19 protein-coding genes are annotated in these 15,923 nt (G+C 66.6%); 1 reads left to right on the top strand and 18 read right to left on the bottom strand.

Annotation, left to right across the window (positions count from 1 at the left end; translation table 11 throughout):
* Positions 1 to 5 precede the first annotated feature (5 nt).
* The 17 genes from OKW87_RS16975 to OKW87_RS16895 all read right to left on the bottom strand — a co-directional run bounded on the left by OKW87_RS16975 (position 6) and on the right by OKW87_RS16895 (position 14,785).
* Positions 6 to 1,427: a hypothetical protein gene (locus tag OKW87_RS16975; protein ID WP_265541247.1), complete on the bottom strand. Its 1,422-nt coding sequence runs from the start codon at positions 1,425 to 1,427 to the stop codon at positions 6 to 8.
* A 7-nt stretch (positions 1,428 to 1,434) separates the two neighbouring features.
* Positions 1,435 to 2,463 carry a quinolinate synthase NadA gene (gene nadA, locus OKW87_RS16970; RefSeq protein ID WP_265541245.1) on the bottom strand — a complete coding sequence of 343 codons (1,029 nt, stop codon included), beginning with the start codon at positions 2,461 to 2,463 and terminating at the stop codon, positions 1,435 to 1,437.
* 33 nt (positions 2,464 to 2,496) lie between these two features.
* Complete coding sequence (locus tag OKW87_RS16965) at positions 2,497 to 3,297, bottom strand: hypothetical protein (RefSeq protein WP_265541244.1); 801 nt, start codon at positions 3,295 to 3,297, stop codon at positions 2,497 to 2,499.
* 63 nt (positions 3,298 to 3,360) lie between these two features.
* On the bottom strand, positions 3,361 to 4,044 hold the full coding sequence (locus OKW87_RS16960) for a DUF4230 domain-containing protein (RefSeq protein WP_265541242.1): 684 nt from the start codon (positions 4,042 to 4,044) through the stop codon (positions 3,361 to 3,363).
* Complete coding sequence (locus OKW87_RS16955) at positions 4,041 to 4,898, bottom strand: MBL fold metallo-hydrolase (RefSeq protein ID WP_265541241.1); 858 nt, start codon at positions 4,896 to 4,898, stop codon at positions 4,041 to 4,043. The genes OKW87_RS16960 and OKW87_RS16955 overlap by 4 nt, the downstream gene beginning before the upstream one ends.
* 136 nt (positions 4,899 to 5,034) lie before the next feature.
* On the bottom strand, positions 5,035 to 6,648 hold the full coding sequence (locus tag OKW87_RS16950; RefSeq protein WP_265541239.1) for a M56 family metallopeptidase: 1,614 nt from the start codon (positions 6,646 to 6,648) through the stop codon (positions 5,035 to 5,037).
* The gene (locus OKW87_RS16945) at positions 6,645 to 7,013 is read right to left on the bottom strand and encodes a BlaI/MecI/CopY family transcriptional regulator (protein ID WP_265541237.1); all 369 of its coding nucleotides are present in this window, start codon (positions 7,011 to 7,013) and stop codon (positions 6,645 to 6,647) included. The genes OKW87_RS16950 and OKW87_RS16945 overlap by 4 nt, the downstream gene beginning before the upstream one ends.
* Before the next feature lie 193 nt (positions 7,014 to 7,206).
* Positions 7,207 to 7,605, bottom strand: coding sequence for a Dabb family protein (locus OKW87_RS16940; RefSeq protein ID WP_265541236.1), 399 nt, complete (start codon positions 7,603 to 7,605; stop codon positions 7,207 to 7,209).
* A 292-nt stretch (positions 7,606 to 7,897) separates the two neighbouring features.
* The gene (gene grxD / locus OKW87_RS16935) at positions 7,898 to 8,233 is read right to left on the bottom strand and encodes a Grx4 family monothiol glutaredoxin (protein ID WP_265541234.1); all 336 of its coding nucleotides are present in this window, start codon (positions 8,231 to 8,233) and stop codon (positions 7,898 to 7,900) included.
* A 3-nt stretch (positions 8,234 to 8,236) separates the two neighbouring features.
* Complete coding sequence (locus OKW87_RS16930; RefSeq protein WP_265541232.1) at positions 8,237 to 8,476, bottom strand: BolA family transcriptional regulator; 240 nt, start codon at positions 8,474 to 8,476, stop codon at positions 8,237 to 8,239.
* On the bottom strand, positions 8,476 to 8,799 hold the full coding sequence (locus OKW87_RS16925; protein WP_265541230.1) for a DUF1476 domain-containing protein: 324 nt from the start codon (positions 8,797 to 8,799) through the stop codon (positions 8,476 to 8,478). Before OKW87_RS16925 ends, OKW87_RS16930 begins: the two co-directional genes overlap by 1 nt.
* Before the next feature lie 197 nt (positions 8,800 to 8,996).
* Positions 8,997 to 9,992, bottom strand: a complete 996-nt coding sequence (locus OKW87_RS16920) for an NADPH:quinone oxidoreductase family protein (protein ID WP_265541228.1) — start codon at positions 9,990 to 9,992, stop codon at positions 8,997 to 8,999.
* Positions 9,955 to 10,584, bottom strand: coding sequence for a 3-isopropylmalate dehydratase small subunit (gene leuD / locus OKW87_RS16915; RefSeq protein ID WP_265541227.1), 630 nt, complete (start codon positions 10,582 to 10,584; stop codon positions 9,955 to 9,957). The genes OKW87_RS16920 and leuD overlap by 38 nt, the downstream gene beginning before the upstream one ends.
* Positions 10,585 to 10,719: 135 nt before the next feature.
* The gene (gene leuC / locus OKW87_RS16910) at positions 10,720 to 12,162 is read right to left on the bottom strand and encodes a 3-isopropylmalate dehydratase large subunit (protein ID WP_265541226.1); all 1,443 of its coding nucleotides are present in this window, start codon (positions 12,160 to 12,162) and stop codon (positions 10,720 to 10,722) included.
* Between the two features lie 68 nt (positions 12,163 to 12,230).
* Entirely contained in the window at positions 12,231 to 13,073 is an 843-nt protein-coding gene (locus tag OKW87_RS16905) for a c-type cytochrome (protein WP_265541225.1), read from the bottom strand.
* A gap of 17 nt (positions 13,074 to 13,090) precedes the next feature.
* A complete protein-coding gene (locus OKW87_RS16900) occupies positions 13,091 to 14,059 on the bottom strand; it encodes an NAD-dependent epimerase/dehydratase family protein (protein WP_265541224.1) in 969 nt (322 codons plus the stop codon).
* A 48-nt stretch (positions 14,060 to 14,107) separates the two neighbouring features.
* Positions 14,108 to 14,785 (bottom strand): ferritin-like domain-containing protein, encoded by a 678-nt coding sequence (locus tag OKW87_RS16895; RefSeq protein ID WP_265541223.1) that lies wholly within the window; start codon positions 14,783 to 14,785, stop codon positions 14,108 to 14,110.
* Between the two features lie 49 nt (positions 14,786 to 14,834).
* Between OKW87_RS16895 and OKW87_RS16890 the strand changes: the two genes are divergently transcribed.
* Positions 14,835 to 15,572, top strand: coding sequence for a metallophosphoesterase family protein (locus tag OKW87_RS16890; protein ID WP_265541222.1), 738 nt, complete (start codon positions 14,835 to 14,837; stop codon positions 15,570 to 15,572).
* Positions 15,573 to 15,638: 66 nt separating this feature from the next.
* Here OKW87_RS16890 and OKW87_RS16885 read toward each other — a convergent pair whose 3' ends face one another.
* Positions 15,639 to 15,905, bottom strand: a complete 267-nt coding sequence (locus OKW87_RS16885) for a hypothetical protein (protein ID WP_265541221.1) — start codon at positions 15,903 to 15,905, stop codon at positions 15,639 to 15,641.
* Positions 15,906 to 15,923: the final 18 nt, after the last annotated feature.

Here is a 15,923-nt window from a genome sequence, read left to right as displayed (position 1 = left end):
TGCGATCAGCGCAGCAGGGCCGCATAATCGTCGCCGATCTGCGGGAGCAGCAGCCGCGCGCCAAGCGATGTCAGCGCGATCAGCGCCAGCAACAGCAGCGCGATCCGAGCACGGCGCCAGGGCAATGGCTGAGTGAGCAGCAGGATCAGCGACAGCCAGGCCGCCAGCATCGACCAGAGGTGATAGCGCATGTCGCTGGCGATGCTGAGGAACAGGAAGCTCGCCTCCATCGCGACCGCCGAAAGCGCGAGCGAGACCGCGAGCCCGTGCGCGGTGATTTGGGCGGGCTTCGCCAGCGCCAGCACCGCCAATGCGGCCGCGAATGCGAGAATCGGCGCGCCGAGCGGGCTGTTCGCGAGCCATCCGGCGACCCTATCGAACGCGATCACCTGGCGCCCGGGCGTGGCCAGCCCCAGCCGGTTCGGCAGCGACTCGGCCTGGGGCACCGCCTGCGGGAAGTGCCACGGGACGAACCAGCGCATCGTCGCGTTCCAATGCGCCAGCCGATGCGAGAGATAGGCGTCCGGATGCGCGCGGATCGCGCGCATCCAGGCCGCGAATATCTCCTGCCGCGGTCGGCCGGTCAGGTCGCGCTGGATATAGTCGCAGCGTTTGCCGATCGAGAAATTGTCCCACAGCACCGAGGAAGAACAGCGTTCGGCCTCCAGCCGCTGCCACGTCTCGGCCGGCACCATCGGCACCGCGTGCGGGCCGGCACGGTGCGCGATCCCGGCCATGTCGAACAGCGGCTGGGTCGCCGCGACGCCGCTCGGCTCGGCACCGAAGATGCGCGCGTTGATCAGCGGCGAGAGCGCCAATGCCGCCAGCGCTACTGCGCCGATCAGGACGGTCCGCGAGCGCCACGCCTGCCAGCCGCCCGGCGCAAGCAGCCCTACCGCGAGCGGCGCGACCGCGAAGACGGCGTTGGCGCGGACGAGCAGTGCGTAGCCGAGCAACAGCAGCACCGCTGTTGTCGCGACCCAGCCGACCGGTCGTTCGGCAAACCGCTTCCAGGCCACGATCCCGGTGGCGGCGACCAGCGCGGCGGCCATCTGGCCATCCTTGACGACCAGCGCCTGCCAGCCGAGCAAGGGGGGCCAGAGCCCCAGAGCGACCACCGCCAGCGCCGCGATGCGGGCGCCGCTGCGGGCAAGTGCCGCGGCAAGCAGGCCCAGCCCGGCCCACCAGAGCAGGGTCTGCAGCGCGAACATCGGGCCCTGCCCCGCCCAGCCCAGCGCATATGATAGCGACCAGAGCCGCGCCATCACCGGCGGGTGCCAGTCATTATAGGCGCCGGAGACGACCTGCTGATATTGCGCGACGCTGTCATAATGGGCGACGCCCGGCCAGAAGAAGAGCAGCACGACGGCGCAGAGCAGCGCCGCCGCTAGCCCGTAGCGGGCCTCCGGCGCGAGCCCGCGCATCATGCCGGGCTCAGTCGCCCTTCTGCGGATCGCCGCCCACCGCGGGCACCGGGCCCAGATCGCCCTGCCCCACGCTGGCGCTCGCCATCTCCAGCATGCGATCGAGGCTCTTCTTCGCCTTCAGCCGCATGCCTTCCTCGATCTCGATCCTCGGGCTCAGATCGCGCAGCGCGAGATAGAGCTTCTCCATATTGTTGAGCGCCATATAGGGGCAGATGTTGCAGTTGCAGTTGCCGTCCGCGCCGGGGGCGCCGATGAACTGCTTCTCCGGGAGCGCCTTCTCCATCTGGTGGATGATGTGCGGCTCGGTGGCGACGATCAGGGTCTGCCCAGGGAAGCTCTTGGCGAAATCGAGGATGCCGCGGGTCGAGCCGACATAATCGGCGTGATCGAGGATGTGCGGCGGGCATTCGGGATGCGCGGCGATCGGCGCGCCGGGGTGGCGCGCGCGGAGCTTGAGCAATTCGGTCTCGCTGAACGCCTCGTGGACGATGCACACGCCGGGCCACAGCAGCATGTCGCGCCCCAGCGTGCGGGTGAGATAGCCGCCCAGATTCTTGTCGGGGCCGAAGATGATCTTCTGGTCGAGCGGTATCTGGCTGAGGATCTTCTCGGCCGAAGAGCTGGTAACGATGATGTCGCTCAACGCTTTCACTTCGACCGAGCAGTTGATGTAGGTCAGCGCGATATGATCGGGGTTCGCGGCGCGGAAGGCGGCAAACTGATCGGGCGGGCAGCTGTCCTCGAGGCTGCAACCGGCGTTCATGTCGGGGAGCACGACGATCTTGTCGGGCGACAGGATCTTGGCGGTCTCGGCCATGAAGCGGACGCCGCAGAAAGCGATGACGTCGGCGTCGGTCTCGGCGGCCTTGCGCGAGAGATCGAGGCTGTCGCCAACGAAGTCCGCGAGATCCTGGAGCTCGGGCTTCTGGTAATAATGGGCGAGGATGACGGCGTTGCGCTCCTTGCGCAGCCGATCGATCTCGGCGCGGAGATCGAGGCCGGCGAGGTTGCCGCCGATGCCGTTGCGTGCGTCCATTATATTATGAGCCTTTGCGAAGCGGTTCGCGTCTCAAATGGCCGTGTCGCGCCCCGTGATCAAGGGACCGCCGGGCGGAGGCGGAAATTCCAGCGGGGCGACCGCCTCGCCGGGATAGCCGCGGGTCGCCGCCCCATAGATCGACAGGCCGAGCGGGCTATAGGCCAGGAGCGTCATCGAGACCTGCATCGCGACGATAGTGGCGAGCCCCCACCACCAGGCGGGATGGATCCCTCCCCGACGCCGCAGATCAGCGATCACGCCGACCAACGGGAACAGCATCACCCCCACGAAGACACCCCATTCGGCATAGGGCATCATCAGCGGCAAGGGCAGGAGCCGCCCAAGCGCGGGTCCGGTGAGGATCGCCATGCCGCAGAAGAGCAAGCGGCGATGCCATTCGGTCCGCCGCCGCAGCGCGATCGCCGCGGCGACGAGCCCGGCAAAGGCGATCACGCTAAGCGAGTTCATCACGAGGAAATAAGCCGGCCGGAAGAAGAAGGGCGAGGATGCGAACCGGACCATCGTCACTGTCGTGTAGATGCCGACCACCACCATCGCACTCGCCCAGCCCGCGGCGAGCCAGCCGAGCCGGCGATGCAGCGCCATCGAACCGCGCGTCACCAGCACATTCTGCGCGACGTAGATCACTACCCACCCGAAGAAGACGAAGGCGTGGAAATGCACCAGGGGCGGCGCGGCAAAGGTCGAGCGACCCATCGCCACCTGGACGGAAAAGCCCGCGACGATGGTCAGCGCCATCGCGATCGCCATCGTCAGGAAGAATCGGTCGTCCCGCCCCAAGCCCGGCATCGGTCCTGCCAAGGTCGCCATGCCCACCCCCTGCACGTCATCGCAGGCCTGCAGATAGCGAGCTTTGCCGCTGGCCTCAACCGGCTACCATTTGTTGGCGATGACCTCCTGGGGGCTGCGCGATGTGTCCCAGCGCTCGGTTGGAGCCCTGGCCTCGTCGGCGAAGCGCACGTCCACGGTCGCGGTGATGCCGACTGCCTTGAGCGGCATCGTGAAGCTGCGCTCGACCGCGCGGCGGGTGGCGTCGCGGGCGAGCTTCATCGGCGTCGCCTCGCGTGCCTGGCGGACCAGCTCGGCCTGGCCCGCCTTGCGATTGGCATCGTCGAGCTTCGATTCGACGTCGGTCAGCGTCATAAGCAGGCCGCCGCCGTCATATTCGCGGACATTGTTGATATCGACCGCCGGGCCGATCACCTCGACCTGCGGCAGCGTGATCGACAGGCGATTGTTGCCGGCGTCCCAGCGCAGGTCCTTTTGCTGCAGCTTGGACAGATCGACTTCGTAGCGGACCATGCCGGGCATGATCATCGTCTTCTGCGCGGTCATGCCGAGCCGCGACTGTTTCGAGGTGACCACCGCAACATAGCGCGCCTGGAAGGTCGACAGGCGGTTCTGCTCGCGCAGGCTCTCCAGGCTCGATTGCGCGACGGTGACCGGATTGGCCCCGAGGAACTGGCGCCGGACGCTCTCGCCCAGGAACCAGAAGCCTGCAGCGATCACCAGCAGGATCGCGACGACGATGCCGCCGATCTTCAGGCATCCGTTCATGCCGCCATCCTCCAGTCTCCGCTCCGTTCCGCGACCAACCCGCGCGCCTGCAAGTCGATCAGATGCGCGAGCACCGAACGCTCCGCCGCCCCCATCAGCCGAGGATCGAGACCCACATACATGCGCTCGACCATCGCAGGGATCGCGACGACGTCTTGCTGCAGCAGCCGCAATATCTGGCCCTCGCGCTGCTTGCGGTGGCCGATCAGCCCGCGGACGAAGCGCTGCGGCTTCTCGATCGGATCGCCATGGGCGGGGTAATAGATGCGGTCGTCGCGCTCCATCAGCTTCGCCAGGCTCGCCATGTAATCGGCCATGTTGCCGTCGGGCGGCGCGACGACGGTGGTCGACCAGCCCATCACATGATCGCCGGTAAACAGCGCCTTCGTTTCGGGCAGCGCGAAGGCGAGATGGTTGGAGGTGTGGCCGGGGGTGGCGAGCGCGACGAGCGTCCAGTCGGGACCGGCGACGCTCTCGCCGTCCGCCAGCACGCGATCGGGGGTGTAGCCGGTGTCGAACGCGGCATCGGCGCGGGGGCCGGCATCGGCAAGCGACAGCGGCGCGCAGCCGACGATCGGCGCGCCGGTGGCGGCCTTGATCGGCGCCGCGCCGGGGCTGTGGTCGCGGTGGGTATGGGTGCAGAGGATCGCGCTGACCCGGCGGCCGGCGATCGCCGCGAGCAGCGCCTCGACATGCGCGGAATCGTCGGGGCCGGGATCGATCACCGCGACTTCGCTCGTGCCGACGAGATGCGTCTGCGTGCCGGTGAAGGTGTAAGGCGACGGGTTGGGCGCCAGCACCCGCGTGACCAGCGGATCGATCGAAAGCGCGACGCCGGTGGGGACTTCGGTCATCCAGGGGAATTGGCGGCTGTGGGACGGGATGGCAACCCCGGCGAAGCGTAACGAGGCCGGCCGCGAAGGAGTCGGCCGGCCCCGGGTTGAAGGATGTCCGCCCCGCGAGGGCTAGGACGAACAGCCTCCGAACGCATCAATCCTCTTCGACGTCCGCGCGCTCCTTGGTGACCTCGGCGATCGCCTGATCGATGCCGCTGAGCGCGGAGGCGCGCTCCGCAGCGGACATCTCGCTGCGCGATTCGATCGTGCGGCGGGCGTGGCGAAGCCCCATCAGCGCGCTGTCCATGCCAAGGCGCTTGCCGCGCATCGCGATCCGCGATGCATCGGCGCTGATCATCGCGATCCGATCGGTGCAGATGATCATGATCTTCTTCTCGCCGTCGCTGCGATGCTCGACGGTGGGCCTGTCCTTGCCGGTGCCGCAATTGGCGTCGCGAACCTCGGGCACGGAGAGGCGGATCTTTTCCAAGTCGGGCATCTCGGTCGACGTGGACGTACCGTCGCGGCGAACAATCACGACGCGCTTGACCTGCTTGCCGTCCTTGTCGTCCTTCACATGGAAGACGTGGCTCTCGCGCGCTGCCGGGGCAGCCGGGGCTGGCGGTGCTGCGGGCTCGGCGAGCAGCGCAGGCGCGGCGGGCGGGGCGGCGGGCGGGGCCGCAGGCAAGGGCACGTCCTGGCCCAGATCCACGCCGATCGTCGCTTCGACCTGCGTCTTGATCTGCTCGGCCGCCTGCGTGCCCGAGGCGGTGATGCCGAGCGCGGCGAGCGACAGCGCGCTCACGCTGAGCAGGCCGGTCGCGACGCGAGCGGGGGACGATTTCCGGTTGACGGTAAGCATGCGTAACCTCCCTTTGACTTCATTGATTGTGTGCAGGTGGCAGGCCGCCGAGACCGCGCCGCCATGCGCCGACTTCACGATCGCACGGCCATAAGCGTGGCGCAGCGCCTGGGCGCGGCCGGCGAGGACGAGCGCGTCGCACGCCATTTCCTGATCGGCGCGGAAGGCGCGAAACGCGCGCCAGGCGATCGGATTGAACCAGTGGATGGCAAGCACGAACAGTGCGACCCAGTTGGCGATCAGATCGCCGCGGACATGGTGGCCAAGCTCATGCGCCAGCGCCAGATCGCGCTCGAGCTCGTCATAGCGCTCCGAGAAATCGCGCGGGAAGGCGACATATTTGCGGAACACGCCGAACGCGAGCGGGCCATGGGCGGCATCGGTCTCGATCACCCGGACGCGGCCATCGGCGACGGTGCGATCGACGCGGGCGCGGGCCAGCAGCGCGCGGCAATAGCGGCTGTGCGCGATCAGATGATAGCCGAGAAACGCGATCGCCCCCAGCGCCCAAAGGCCCGCCAGGATCAAGATCAGGTTCGGCCCGTCCGCGACGATCGTCGGCGGCACCAGCGCGAGGCTGGCCTGGTGCGTTCCGACCTCCAGCGTCGCCAGCGTCGCATCCTGGGCGAGCTCTGGCGGCAGGGTGGCGGGGTTGAGCAGTCCGACGACCGTTGCCGGCGCTTCCACCGCGCGCTGGGTGAGCGGTGCGAACAAGCGGCTCAGCTGCCAATCGCCCGGCAGCGGCGGCAGCAGCAGCCGTCCGATCGGGAGGATCCAGAGCGCATAGGCCATGTGCGGCCCGAAATGCCCGCGAACGGGACCGCGCAGCGCCAGCACCAGCAGCATCAAAACAGTCGTGGCGACGATGGTTTCGAGGGCCCAGCCAATCAACGATGCGGTGATCATGATTTCAGCTCCTTCAACAGGGCTTCGATCTCGGCGATATCCTGATCTGTGATCGCATCCCGCTCGGCAAGATGCGCGACCAGCGGCGTCAGCTTGCCGCCGAACAAGCGATCGATGAACTTCCTGGACTCGCCCTCGACATAGTCTTCGCGAGCGACGAGCGGGCGATAGCGATAGCGGCGCCCGTCTTCCTCATGGCCGATGATGCTCTTGGCGAGCAGCCGGCCGAGCAAGGTCTTGACGGTGTTGGCGCTCCAGTCCCGCTCGGCGGGGACGCGCTCGGCCACTTCCTGCGCAGTGAGCGGCGACTCCTCCCAGAGCACCTCCATCACGGCATGTTCGGCGTCGCTGATACGTTCGCTCATCGGGATCCCTCTTGTGACTACTTGTGTAATCGTTGATTACGTCTGTAGTCAAGCGGGTGAACCGTCGATGAACGATAGGTTCAGAAATTCGCATTGCACCATTGCGGCATGGCACCGGCGGCGTGAGCAAGGTGACCCGCCGGAAGTCGAAGAGCGACAGCGGACCGTCCTGGATCGCCTCACTGATTCCCGGCTACACGGTCACCATGTCGTAGACGACCACCTTCGCCCAAAGATGTCCGCAGCTGGCGACGAATTTCTGGTGGATCGGGTGGTCCTGATAGGCCTTCTGATCCGCGACGCTGTCGAAGACGAGCAGCTCCGAGACGTGAAAGCTCGAATCGACCACCTCTCGCTTCTCGGTGGAGGCCGGCACGCCGATCTGCATGCTGCGCACCTCTTCGATCTTGCCCAGCGTGCCTATTCCCGCGATCAGCTCTGCGCGATCCGCCGCGGATTGCGGATTTTTCAGCCAGAAGAACACATGGTGGACGATCTTTCCCGCCGCAGGCGCTGCGACAGCCATGCCCGATCCCAGCGGAGCAGCGACGAGCGCCACGCCCTTCACAATGTCCCTGCGATTGACTGGCATCGCGTCATTCCATCCTTCCGCTGTCTGGCGGGGCATGGTCCACCGTACTTTGCGTGGCGGATTATCTCAACCGTCGGCATCCAGTGTCGGATCCGTTTACAGATGGTAGCAATGGTTAAGGCGTATCAACCTGAAAAACGTCAGAAAAGCGTGGCTTGAGCGAGTTGGCACGGCGCCTGCAACGTTGCGGATATCCCGATGCGTTTCGACGCTTCATGAAGGGTGGGTCGACCAGCTAGCACCGGTCTCGCGTCGACCCACCCGCCCCGGGATCCTTCTCGATCCAGCGAATTCAGGCCGCAGTTGCGGCAACGCCCTTGTCGGCCATCATCTGCGCGAGTTCGCCGCTCTCGTACATTTCCATCATGATGTCCGATCCGCCGACGAACTCGCCCTTCACATAGAGCTGCGGGATCGTCGGCCAGTCCGAAAAGGCCTTGATGCCCTGGCGGACGCCCTGGTCCTGGAGCACGTCCACGCTCTCGAATTCGACGCCGAGATGGTTGAGGATCGCGATCGCGCGGCTGGAAAAACCGCATTGCGGGAAGAGCGGGCTGCCCTTCATGAACAGAAGGACGTCGCTTCCGTCGACCAGGCCCTGGATCCGGGCGTTCACATCGTCGCTCATATTCTACTCCTCGACTGGCGCTTCGGTGGTGAGCTGGAGCGCGTGAAGCACACCGCCCATTCGGCCGCCGAGCGCGGCATAGACTGCCTGATGCTGCCGGACGCGCGGCATGCCCCGGAACATCGGGCTCACCACGCGCGCGGCATAATGATCGCCGTCGCCGGCAAGGTCGGTGATCTCGATGCGGGCATCGGGGATGCCGGCACGGATCAGCGCCTCGATCTCGGCCGCGGCCATCGCCATTATTTGGCTTCCATCAACTGGCGGCGCGCCTCGATCGACTGCTCCTCGACCGCGCGGCGCACCATCGATTCGTCGACCTCGGCGCCTGCCGCGAGCAGATCGCCGAGCAGCTTGCGGATCACGTCCTCATCGCCGGCTTCCTCGAAATCGGCCTGGACCACTGCCTTGGCATAGGCATCGGTCTCTTCGGGGGTAAGGTTCATCTTGGCGCCGGCCCACTGGCCAAGCAGCCGATTGCGGCGCGCGGTGACACGGAACGCCATATCCTCGTCGCGAACATATTTTGCCTCGAACGCCCGCTCGCGATCGTCGAAAGTCGTCATGTCGTCTCCAAGCCCCTTAATGCCGTATGGTTGCGAGATAGGTGGGGGGACGTGGCATGGCAAGCAATCCTCCCCGGCACGGGGAGGGGGACCAGCCGCAGGCTGGTGGAGGGGGCGTGCCATGAGCGATCACACTCGCGGAGGCCCCCCTCCACCACCGCCCTTGGTGGCGGTCCCCCTCCCCGTGCCGGGGAGGATTAAATCGTGACCACCAGCTTCCCGATCGCCTCGCGCGCCGCCACCTTGGCGATCGCCTGGCCGCCGTCGGCGAGCGCGAAGGTCTCGGTCACGCGCGGGGCGATCTTGCCTTCGTTCCAGAGGCGGAACAGCCACTCGACATGCGCCTGGTTTGCCTGGGGATCGCGCGCGGCGAAGGCGCCCCAGAAGACGCCGCAGACGTCGCAGCTCTTGAGCAGGGTCAGGTTGAGCGGAAGCCGCGGGATGCCCGCAGGGAAGCCGACGACCAGATAGCGGCCCTCCCAGGCGATCGAGCGCAGCGCCGGCTCGGCATAGTCGCCGCCGACCGGATCGTAGATGATGTCCGCGCCATGCGGGCCGACCGCGGCCTTGAACTGTTCGGCCAAGGCCTTGGACTGTTCCTTGTCGAACGGCGCGCGGGGATAGACGATCGTCTTGTCCGCGCCCGCCGCGCGGGCCGCGTCGGCCTTGGCCTCGGACGAAACCGCCGCGACGACCGACGCGCCGAACGCCTTGCCGAGCTCGATCGCCGCCAGCCCCACGCCGCCAGCCGCCCCGAGCACGAGCAGCACATGCCCCTCGCGCAGCCGGCCGCGATCGATCAGCGCGTGGATCGTCGTCGCATAGGTGAGCAGCAACGCCGCGCCTTCCTCGAAGCTGCGGCCCTCGGGCAGCGCATAGAGGCGCGATGCGTCGACCACGATTTTTTCGGCCAGCCCGCCATGCCCGATCACCCCGATCACGCGATCGCCGGGGGCGAACGCGGTGACCCCCTCCCCCACCGCTTCGACCACGCCGGCGACCTCGCCGCCGGGGGCGAAGGGGCGCTGTGGCTTGAACTGATATCTGTCCTCGATGATCAGGACGTCGGGATAGTTGATCGCGCAGGCGCGGACCGCGACCAGCACCTGCCCCTGGGCAGCCACCGGATCGGGCAACTCTTCGAGGCTCAGCGTTTCAGGTCCGCCCGGCGCCTTCGACAAGAGTGCCTTCATTGCCCGCTCCCACTGCAGTCCAGGGCCGCGATGCGGCGACGCCGGATTCATAGTTCGAAATCGCGGTATCCCTTGCCAGCGTCATGCCGATCTCGTCCAGCCCCTGCATCAGGCAGGCGCGGCGGAACGGGTCCATCTGGAAGGCGAAGCGATCCTGGAAAGGAGTCGTGACGGTCATCGTCTCGAGATCGACGGTGATCTCGTCGGTCCTGGCGACTTCCACGAGGCGATCGATCGCCTCCTGCGGCAGCACCACCGCGACGATGCCGTTCTTGAACGCATTGCCCGAGAAGATGTCCGAAAAGCTCGGCGCGATCACGGCCTGGATGCCCATATCGGCCAATGCCCAGGCGGCATGTTCGCGGCTCGATCCGCAGCCGAAATTCTCGCCCGCGACCAGCACCGGCGCGCCGGAATAGCGCGGATCGTCGAAGATATTGCCGGGCTCGGCGCGCACCGTCTCGAACGCGCCCTTGCCCAATCCTTCGCGCGTGGTGGTCTTGAGCCAGTGCGCGGGGATGATGATGTCGGTGTCGATATTCTCGGCGCCCCACGGATAGGCGCGGCCGCTGACCTGGCTGACCGGCTCCATCAGCGCGCTCCGGCTATTCGACGGACTGAGTCGGCTCCGGCGGCACCACGTTCGCCACGGCATAGGCCGCGGCCAGGCCGCTTAACACCGTGCCCGCGATCAATGCGATCAATGCCCGCTTCATATGTTACCCCCTCACGCATCCGCCGACATCAACTCCCTGACATCGGTCAGGCGCCCGGTAACCGCTGCCGCCGCCGCCATTGCGGGTGAAAGCAGGTGGGTCCGGGCCCCCGGACCCTGGCGTCCTACGAAATTTCGATTCGAGGTGGAAGCACAACGTTCACCGCTAGGTACTTTATCGGGATTCATCGCCAGGCACATCGAGCAGCCCGGCTCGCGCCACTCGAAGCCGGCCTCGATGAAGATGCGATCGAGCCCTTCGGCTTCGGCCTGGCGCTTCACCAGCCCCGAGCCGGGGACGATCAGCGCCTGGCGGATGCGATCGGCGACATGCCGCCCCTCGACCACCGCGGCGGCGGCGCGCAGATCCTCGATCCGGCTGTTGGTGCAGCTGCCGATGAAGACATGCTCGATGCCGATATCCTGCATGTGCGTGCCCGGGGTCAGCCCCATATAATCGAGCGACTTCTGCGCTGCGACGCGCTTCGACGGATCGGCGAAGCTTTCCGGATCGGGGACGATGCCGGTGATCTGCACCACGTCCTCCGGGCTCGTGCCCCAGGTGAGCGAGGGGGCGATGTCGCTGGCATGCAGGCGGACGACCGCGTCATAGACTGCGTTCGCATCGCTCGGCAGCGTGCGCCAATAGGCCACGGCCTTGTCCCAATCGGCGCCCTGCGGCGCGAGCGGCCGGCCTCTCAGATAGGCGAAGGTCGTCTCGTCGGGGGCGATGAGGCCGGAGCGCGCGCCCCCCTCGATCGACATGTTGGAGACGGTCAGCCGGCCCTCGACCGACATCGCCCGGATCACTTCGCCGGTGAATTCGATGACATAGCCGGTGCCGCCGGCCGCGCCGATCTTGCCGATGATCGCCAGCACGACGTCCTTGGGGCTGACCCCGAAACCCAGCGTGCCGTCGACGCGCACTTCCATCGTCTTCGACCGCTGGAGCAGCAGCGTCTGGGTGGCGAGGACATGCTCGACTTCGCTGGTGCCGATCCCGAACGCCAGCGCGCCGAGCGCGCCGTGCGCCGAGGTATGGCTGTCGCCGCAGACGAGCGTGGTGCCGGGCAAGGTGAAGCCCTGTTCGGGACCGACGACATGGACGATCCCCTGCCGCGCATCGAGCGCATCGATATAGGGCACGCCGAACTCGGCGACGTTGGTGCGCAGCGCCGAGAGCTGGTCGCGGCTCGCGGGATCGGCGATCGGCAGCGCATGGCCCAGCGCATCGACTCGCGCGGTGGTGGGCAGATTATGATCGGGCACCGCGAGGGTGAGATCTGGGCGGCGGACCGTACGCCCGGCCGCGCGCAGCCCCGAAAAGGCCTGGGGGCTGGTGACTTCGTGGACGAGATGCCGGTCGATATAGATCAGGCAGGTGCCGTCGTCGCGGCGTTCGACGACATGATCGGCCCAGATCTTTTCGTACAGCGTGAGCGGTTTGCTGGCCATGGCAGTGCGATCTAGGCGAATCGTGCGCCAGAGCAACCCGCCCCGCAATTTTGCATTACGAAGCTGGGCTATTTGGTCGGCGCCTTCGCCGCCTCCATCTTGAGATATGCGTGGATCGCCTCGACCTCGGCATCGGTGAGCGAATTGAGCCCGCCGCGTGCCGCTTCGCTCATCAGCCCCAGGTCGCGCTTCGACATGCCCTCGCCAGTCTTCAGCAGGTGCTTGAACTTCACGAGATCATAGGAGCCGCTCACCATCGCCAGCGGCGGCACGGTCTGGCGGCCGTCGTCCGAAAGCCGCTCGCTGTGGAGCGCGTGGCAGCCGTTGCACGAGACTTCGACGAAATAGCGGCCGATCGCCGTGGGACGCGTCGCGGTCGAGACGGTCTGCGGCGTCGCGCTCTTGGGGACCTTGCCCGCCAGGAGCATAGCGCGCGCGATCGGCCCGAAGCTGGTGCCGAGCGTCGAATCACCCGGCTGGAGCTTGAGCGAGCGGACCCAGGCGATGACCTTGCCGACATCGTCGTCGCTCAGATGGCCAAGCGCCCCGGTGGGCATGACGAACAGCGAACTGCCATCCTTGCGCACGCCGTGGCGGATGGCCCGCACGAGTTCGGGGTTCGTGTAATTGGTCGCGACGCGAGTCAGCGCGGGCGGCGCAACTCGGCCGAACATCGGATCATCGACGAACACCCTCCCCTGCCCCCGGTCGCCGTGGCAATCGCTGCAGCCGGTGATGCGCGCGAGGCGCGCACCCTCCGCGATCGACGCGGCGTCGGCCGGTACCGCGATCTGGGTCAGCGGCACGGCATGTCCCTTGCGGATCACATATTCCGAGGCGCCGTAAAGGACGACGATCGCCACCGCGACGATCCCGACGACGACCAGCAACCCACGGATGATCCAGCGCATATATTTCCCCCCGGAAATCAGGTCACGCCGCCCCCCGGCGCTTCCTTCGGCGAGACATAGCCGGGATCGTGCGCGAATGGGAGGGGGGTACGCTCCCGCAAGGCATCGAGCACCGCCCGAAAATCCGTCTCGCAACGGAAACCCAGGACTTGCCCAGCTTGCGAGGCGTCATAGACGCGGCCGATGCTCTTCGGGAACTCCCATCCCTTGGCGGCGTATAACTCGGCTGCATCTGGAAAATAGCAGGCGATTACTTGCGCGGCATCGCGCTTGAGGGCGGCGCAGTCGCTGCGCAGGAAGGGCGTGGGCGCCGAAAGGAGGAAGGTGCCGAAGCCAACCTCCGGCGCACGCTCCAGCGCCACGAGATGCGCGCGCGCGGCGTCCTCGACGGTCAGGCGGCGATAGAGGAGCTCGTTCGCCTTCAGGTTCTCGCCGCTCGGCGTCCGATGCGTATCGTCATCCTCGGGGAAGAAACGGCTGGTGCGCAACACCATGCAGGCGAGGCCATGCTCCAGATGCGCGAGCCGGCAGAGCTGCTCGGCGGCATATTTGGTGACGCCATAGATGTTGCGCGGCTCGATCGGCCCGCTCTGTTCGTCGAGCCAGATCGCTTCGTCGGCGCGCTCCTCGCGGATCGCATCGGAGATCATCAGCGAGGTGGTGGAGGTGAAGACGAAGCGATCATGCCCCGCGGCCACCGCTGCCTCGAGCAGATTGAGCGTGCCGGTCACATTGACGTCGATAAAGGCCTGGCGCGGATAGCGGACGATGTCGGGCTTGTGCAGCGCCCCGGCGTGGATCACCGCCTCGATGCCATGCTCCGCGAAGACGCGATCGACCAGCGCGCGATCGGCGATGGATCCGATCACGTCCGTATCGACGCCGGGGGCGACGTCGAGGCCGGTGACGCGATGTCCCGCCGCGCGCAGCATCGGCGCGAGGAAGCGGCCGAGCCAGCCGGAGGAGCCTGTGAGAAGTATCTGCATGTCGCGTGAACTAACCCACCCGCCGCCGCGGCGGAAGTCGCACGGCGATCAGGCGGCGATCGGCTCCGCCTTGGGCTCGACAAGCTCACCCGCATCGGCCCATGCGCGCTGGCGCTGCAGCCGGGGGTTCAGGAACAGCGCCGGCAGCTTGAGGAACAGCAGTTCGGAATGGATGAAGGTATCGATCGCCTTCTCCCACCATTTCGGATCGCGCTTGCCGTTGGCCTTGAGCCACCCGTCATAGGGCGCCCAATGGCTGGGCTCGTCGCGCTCGATGATCTGGAAGATCTTGATCAGCGTCTTGTCATAGCGGACCAGCGGATGCTTGAGCAGGATATCGACCTGGCGATAGCCGCGCTTCTCGGTGATCGAGATGACCCGGCACAGCCGCTCGAACAGATCGTCGCGCGCGACGATCGCGTCGGTATCGAGATCGTCGATCGTGCTGCGGAACATGATCTCGACGAAGCGATCGATATGCCCGCAGGTCCGCCCCACCGCGAACGGCATCTTGCCCTGCAGCTCGAACCAGCGCTTGAACATCTGATAATGTTTGCGCTCGTCGGCGCGGTGCTTCTCGATGTCAGCGATGAGCTGGTGGTCGTCCGGCGCACGCGCGCGCACCGCCGCCAAGACGCGATCGATGCTCGTATAGCCGCGATGCTCGTTGTAGATGTAGATCGAGCCGAGCAAGTCCAGATAACGGCGGCGGAACCAGGCTAACATCTTCGGACGCTAGGCCTCGGTGGGGGCACGGTCAACGCGAGGTGTATTGATGCAGATTGCCGCCATCTCGGACGTTCACGGCAATTTGGCGGCGCTGAATGCCGTGCTGGCGGACATCGCGTCGCGGGGCGTCGACACGATCGTCAATCTGGGCGACATCGTCTCCGGCGGGCTATTCCCCCGCGAGACCGCCGATCGGCTGATCCCGCTCGGCCTGCCGACGATCCGCGGCAATCATGAGCGGCAGCTGCTGACCTTGGAGACCGACCGGATGGGCGCATCGGATCGCCATGCGGCCGCCGAGCTGCGCCGCGACCAGCTCGACTGGATCGCGGCGATGCCCGAGACGCTGCGCCTGGCGGACGATGTGCTGCTGGTCCACGGCACCCCCGGCAGCGACCTGACCTATTTCCTCGAGACCGTGACGCCGCAGGGGCTGCGCGCGGCCACGCTGGAGGAGATCGAGGAACGCGCCGGCACCGTCGACGCCGCGATCATCCTGTGTGGGCACACCCATATCGCGCGGGTGGTGCGGCTCGGCGACGGCCGGACGATCGTCAACCCGGGCAGCGTCGGCCTGCCGGCTTATGCCGATGCCTTGCCCTTTCCCCATGTCGCCGAAAGCGGATCGCCGCACGCGCGCTACGCGATCGTGACGCGGGGGGAGGAAGGCTGGTCGGCCGAGCTGATCCAGGTGGCCTATGATTGGGACGCCGCCGCGCGCGATGCCGAGGCGCGGGGCCGGCCCGAATGGGGGCACGCGCTGCGGACGGGGCGTGTGGGGTGATGTGGGTGCAGCAGCGGATCGCCCTGCTTTGCCCTGGGATGACTGCTGATGAGTGGAATGCGGTCGTCAGCCGTAGCTGGTGAAATTAACGCCCACAAAAATCATCGTAAGCAGTGACACGCCGACTAAAGCCATCGCCATGAAACAACGGCGATCCCAACCGATGTTACTAATCATCCCAACAATGACTGGAAGTCCGATCATCCAAGCGAGGTTAGCTGGCGATCTGAAAGCAAAGGCGTCGGTCAAAAGCACGAACGCTGTGGTCGTGACCGCGACAATCACTACCTGAAGAGAGTATCGATACCGAGCGAGCGCTGCCGAATGCGTCATTCGAAGGAGCCTACTTCG

The organism is Sphingomonas sp. M1-B02, assembly GCF_026167525.1.
In the GTDB taxonomy this organism is placed as follows: domain Bacteria; phylum Pseudomonadota; class Alphaproteobacteria; order Sphingomonadales; family Sphingomonadaceae; genus Sphingomonas.
This window is presented reverse-complemented; position numbering and strand designations above follow the sequence as displayed.

Coding starts and splice junctions, on each gene's coding strand:
- OKW87_RS16975 (WP_265541247.1), bottom strand. CDS start 1,427: ATGATGCGCGGGCTCGCGCCGGAGGCCCGCTACGGGCTAGCGGCGGCG.
- nadA (WP_265541245.1), bottom strand. CDS start 2,463: ATGGACGCACGCAACGGCATCGGCGGCAACCTCGCCGGCCTCGATCTC.
- OKW87_RS16965 (WP_265541244.1), bottom strand. CDS start 3,297: ATGGCGACCTTGGCAGGACCGATGCCGGGCTTGGGGCGGGACGACCGA.
- OKW87_RS16960 (WP_265541242.1), bottom strand. CDS start 4,044: ATGAACGGATGCCTGAAGATCGGCGGCATCGTCGTCGCGATCCTGCTG.
- OKW87_RS16955 (WP_265541241.1), bottom strand. CDS start 4,898: ATGACCGAAGTCCCCACCGGCGTCGCGCTTTCGATCGATCCGCTGGTC.
- OKW87_RS16950 (WP_265541239.1), bottom strand. CDS start 6,648: ATGATCACCGCATCGTTGATTGGCTGGGCCCTCGAAACCATCGTCGCC.
- OKW87_RS16945 (WP_265541237.1), bottom strand. CDS start 7,013: ATGAGCGAACGTATCAGCGACGCCGAACATGCCGTGATGGAGGTGCTC.
- OKW87_RS16940 (WP_265541236.1), bottom strand. CDS start 7,605: ATGCCAGTCAATCGCAGGGACATTGTGAAGGGCGTGGCGCTCGTCGCT.
- grxD (WP_265541234.1), bottom strand. CDS start 8,233: ATGAGCGACGATGTGAACGCCCGGATCCAGGGCCTGGTCGACGGAAGC.
- OKW87_RS16930 (WP_265541232.1), bottom strand. CDS start 8,476: ATGGCGATGGCCGCGGCCGAGATCGAGGCGCTGATCCGTGCCGGCATC.
- OKW87_RS16925 (WP_265541230.1), bottom strand. CDS start 8,799: ATGACGACTTTCGACGATCGCGAGCGGGCGTTCGAGGCAAAATATGTT.
- OKW87_RS16920 (WP_265541228.1), bottom strand. CDS start 9,992: ATGAAGGCACTCTTGTCGAAGGCGCCGGGCGGACCTGAAACGCTGAGC.
- leuD (WP_265541227.1), bottom strand. CDS start 10,584: ATGGAGCCGGTCAGCCAGGTCAGCGGCCGCGCCTATCCGTGGGGCGCC.
- leuC (WP_265541226.1), bottom strand. CDS start 12,162: ATGGCCAGCAAACCGCTCACGCTGTACGAAAAGATCTGGGCCGATCAT.
- OKW87_RS16905 (WP_265541225.1), bottom strand. CDS start 13,073: ATGCGCTGGATCATCCGTGGGTTGCTGGTCGTCGTCGGGATCGTCGCG.
- OKW87_RS16900 (WP_265541224.1), bottom strand. CDS start 14,059: ATGCAGATACTTCTCACAGGCTCCTCCGGCTGGCTCGGCCGCTTCCTC.
- OKW87_RS16895 (WP_265541223.1), bottom strand. CDS start 14,785: ATGTTAGCCTGGTTCCGCCGCCGTTATCTGGACTTGCTCGGCTCGATC.
- OKW87_RS16890 (WP_265541222.1), top strand. CDS start 14,835: ATGCAGATTGCCGCCATCTCGGACGTTCACGGCAATTTGGCGGCGCTG.
- OKW87_RS16885 (WP_265541221.1), bottom strand. CDS start 15,905: ATGACGCATTCGGCAGCGCTCGCTCGGTATCGATACTCTCTTCAGGTA.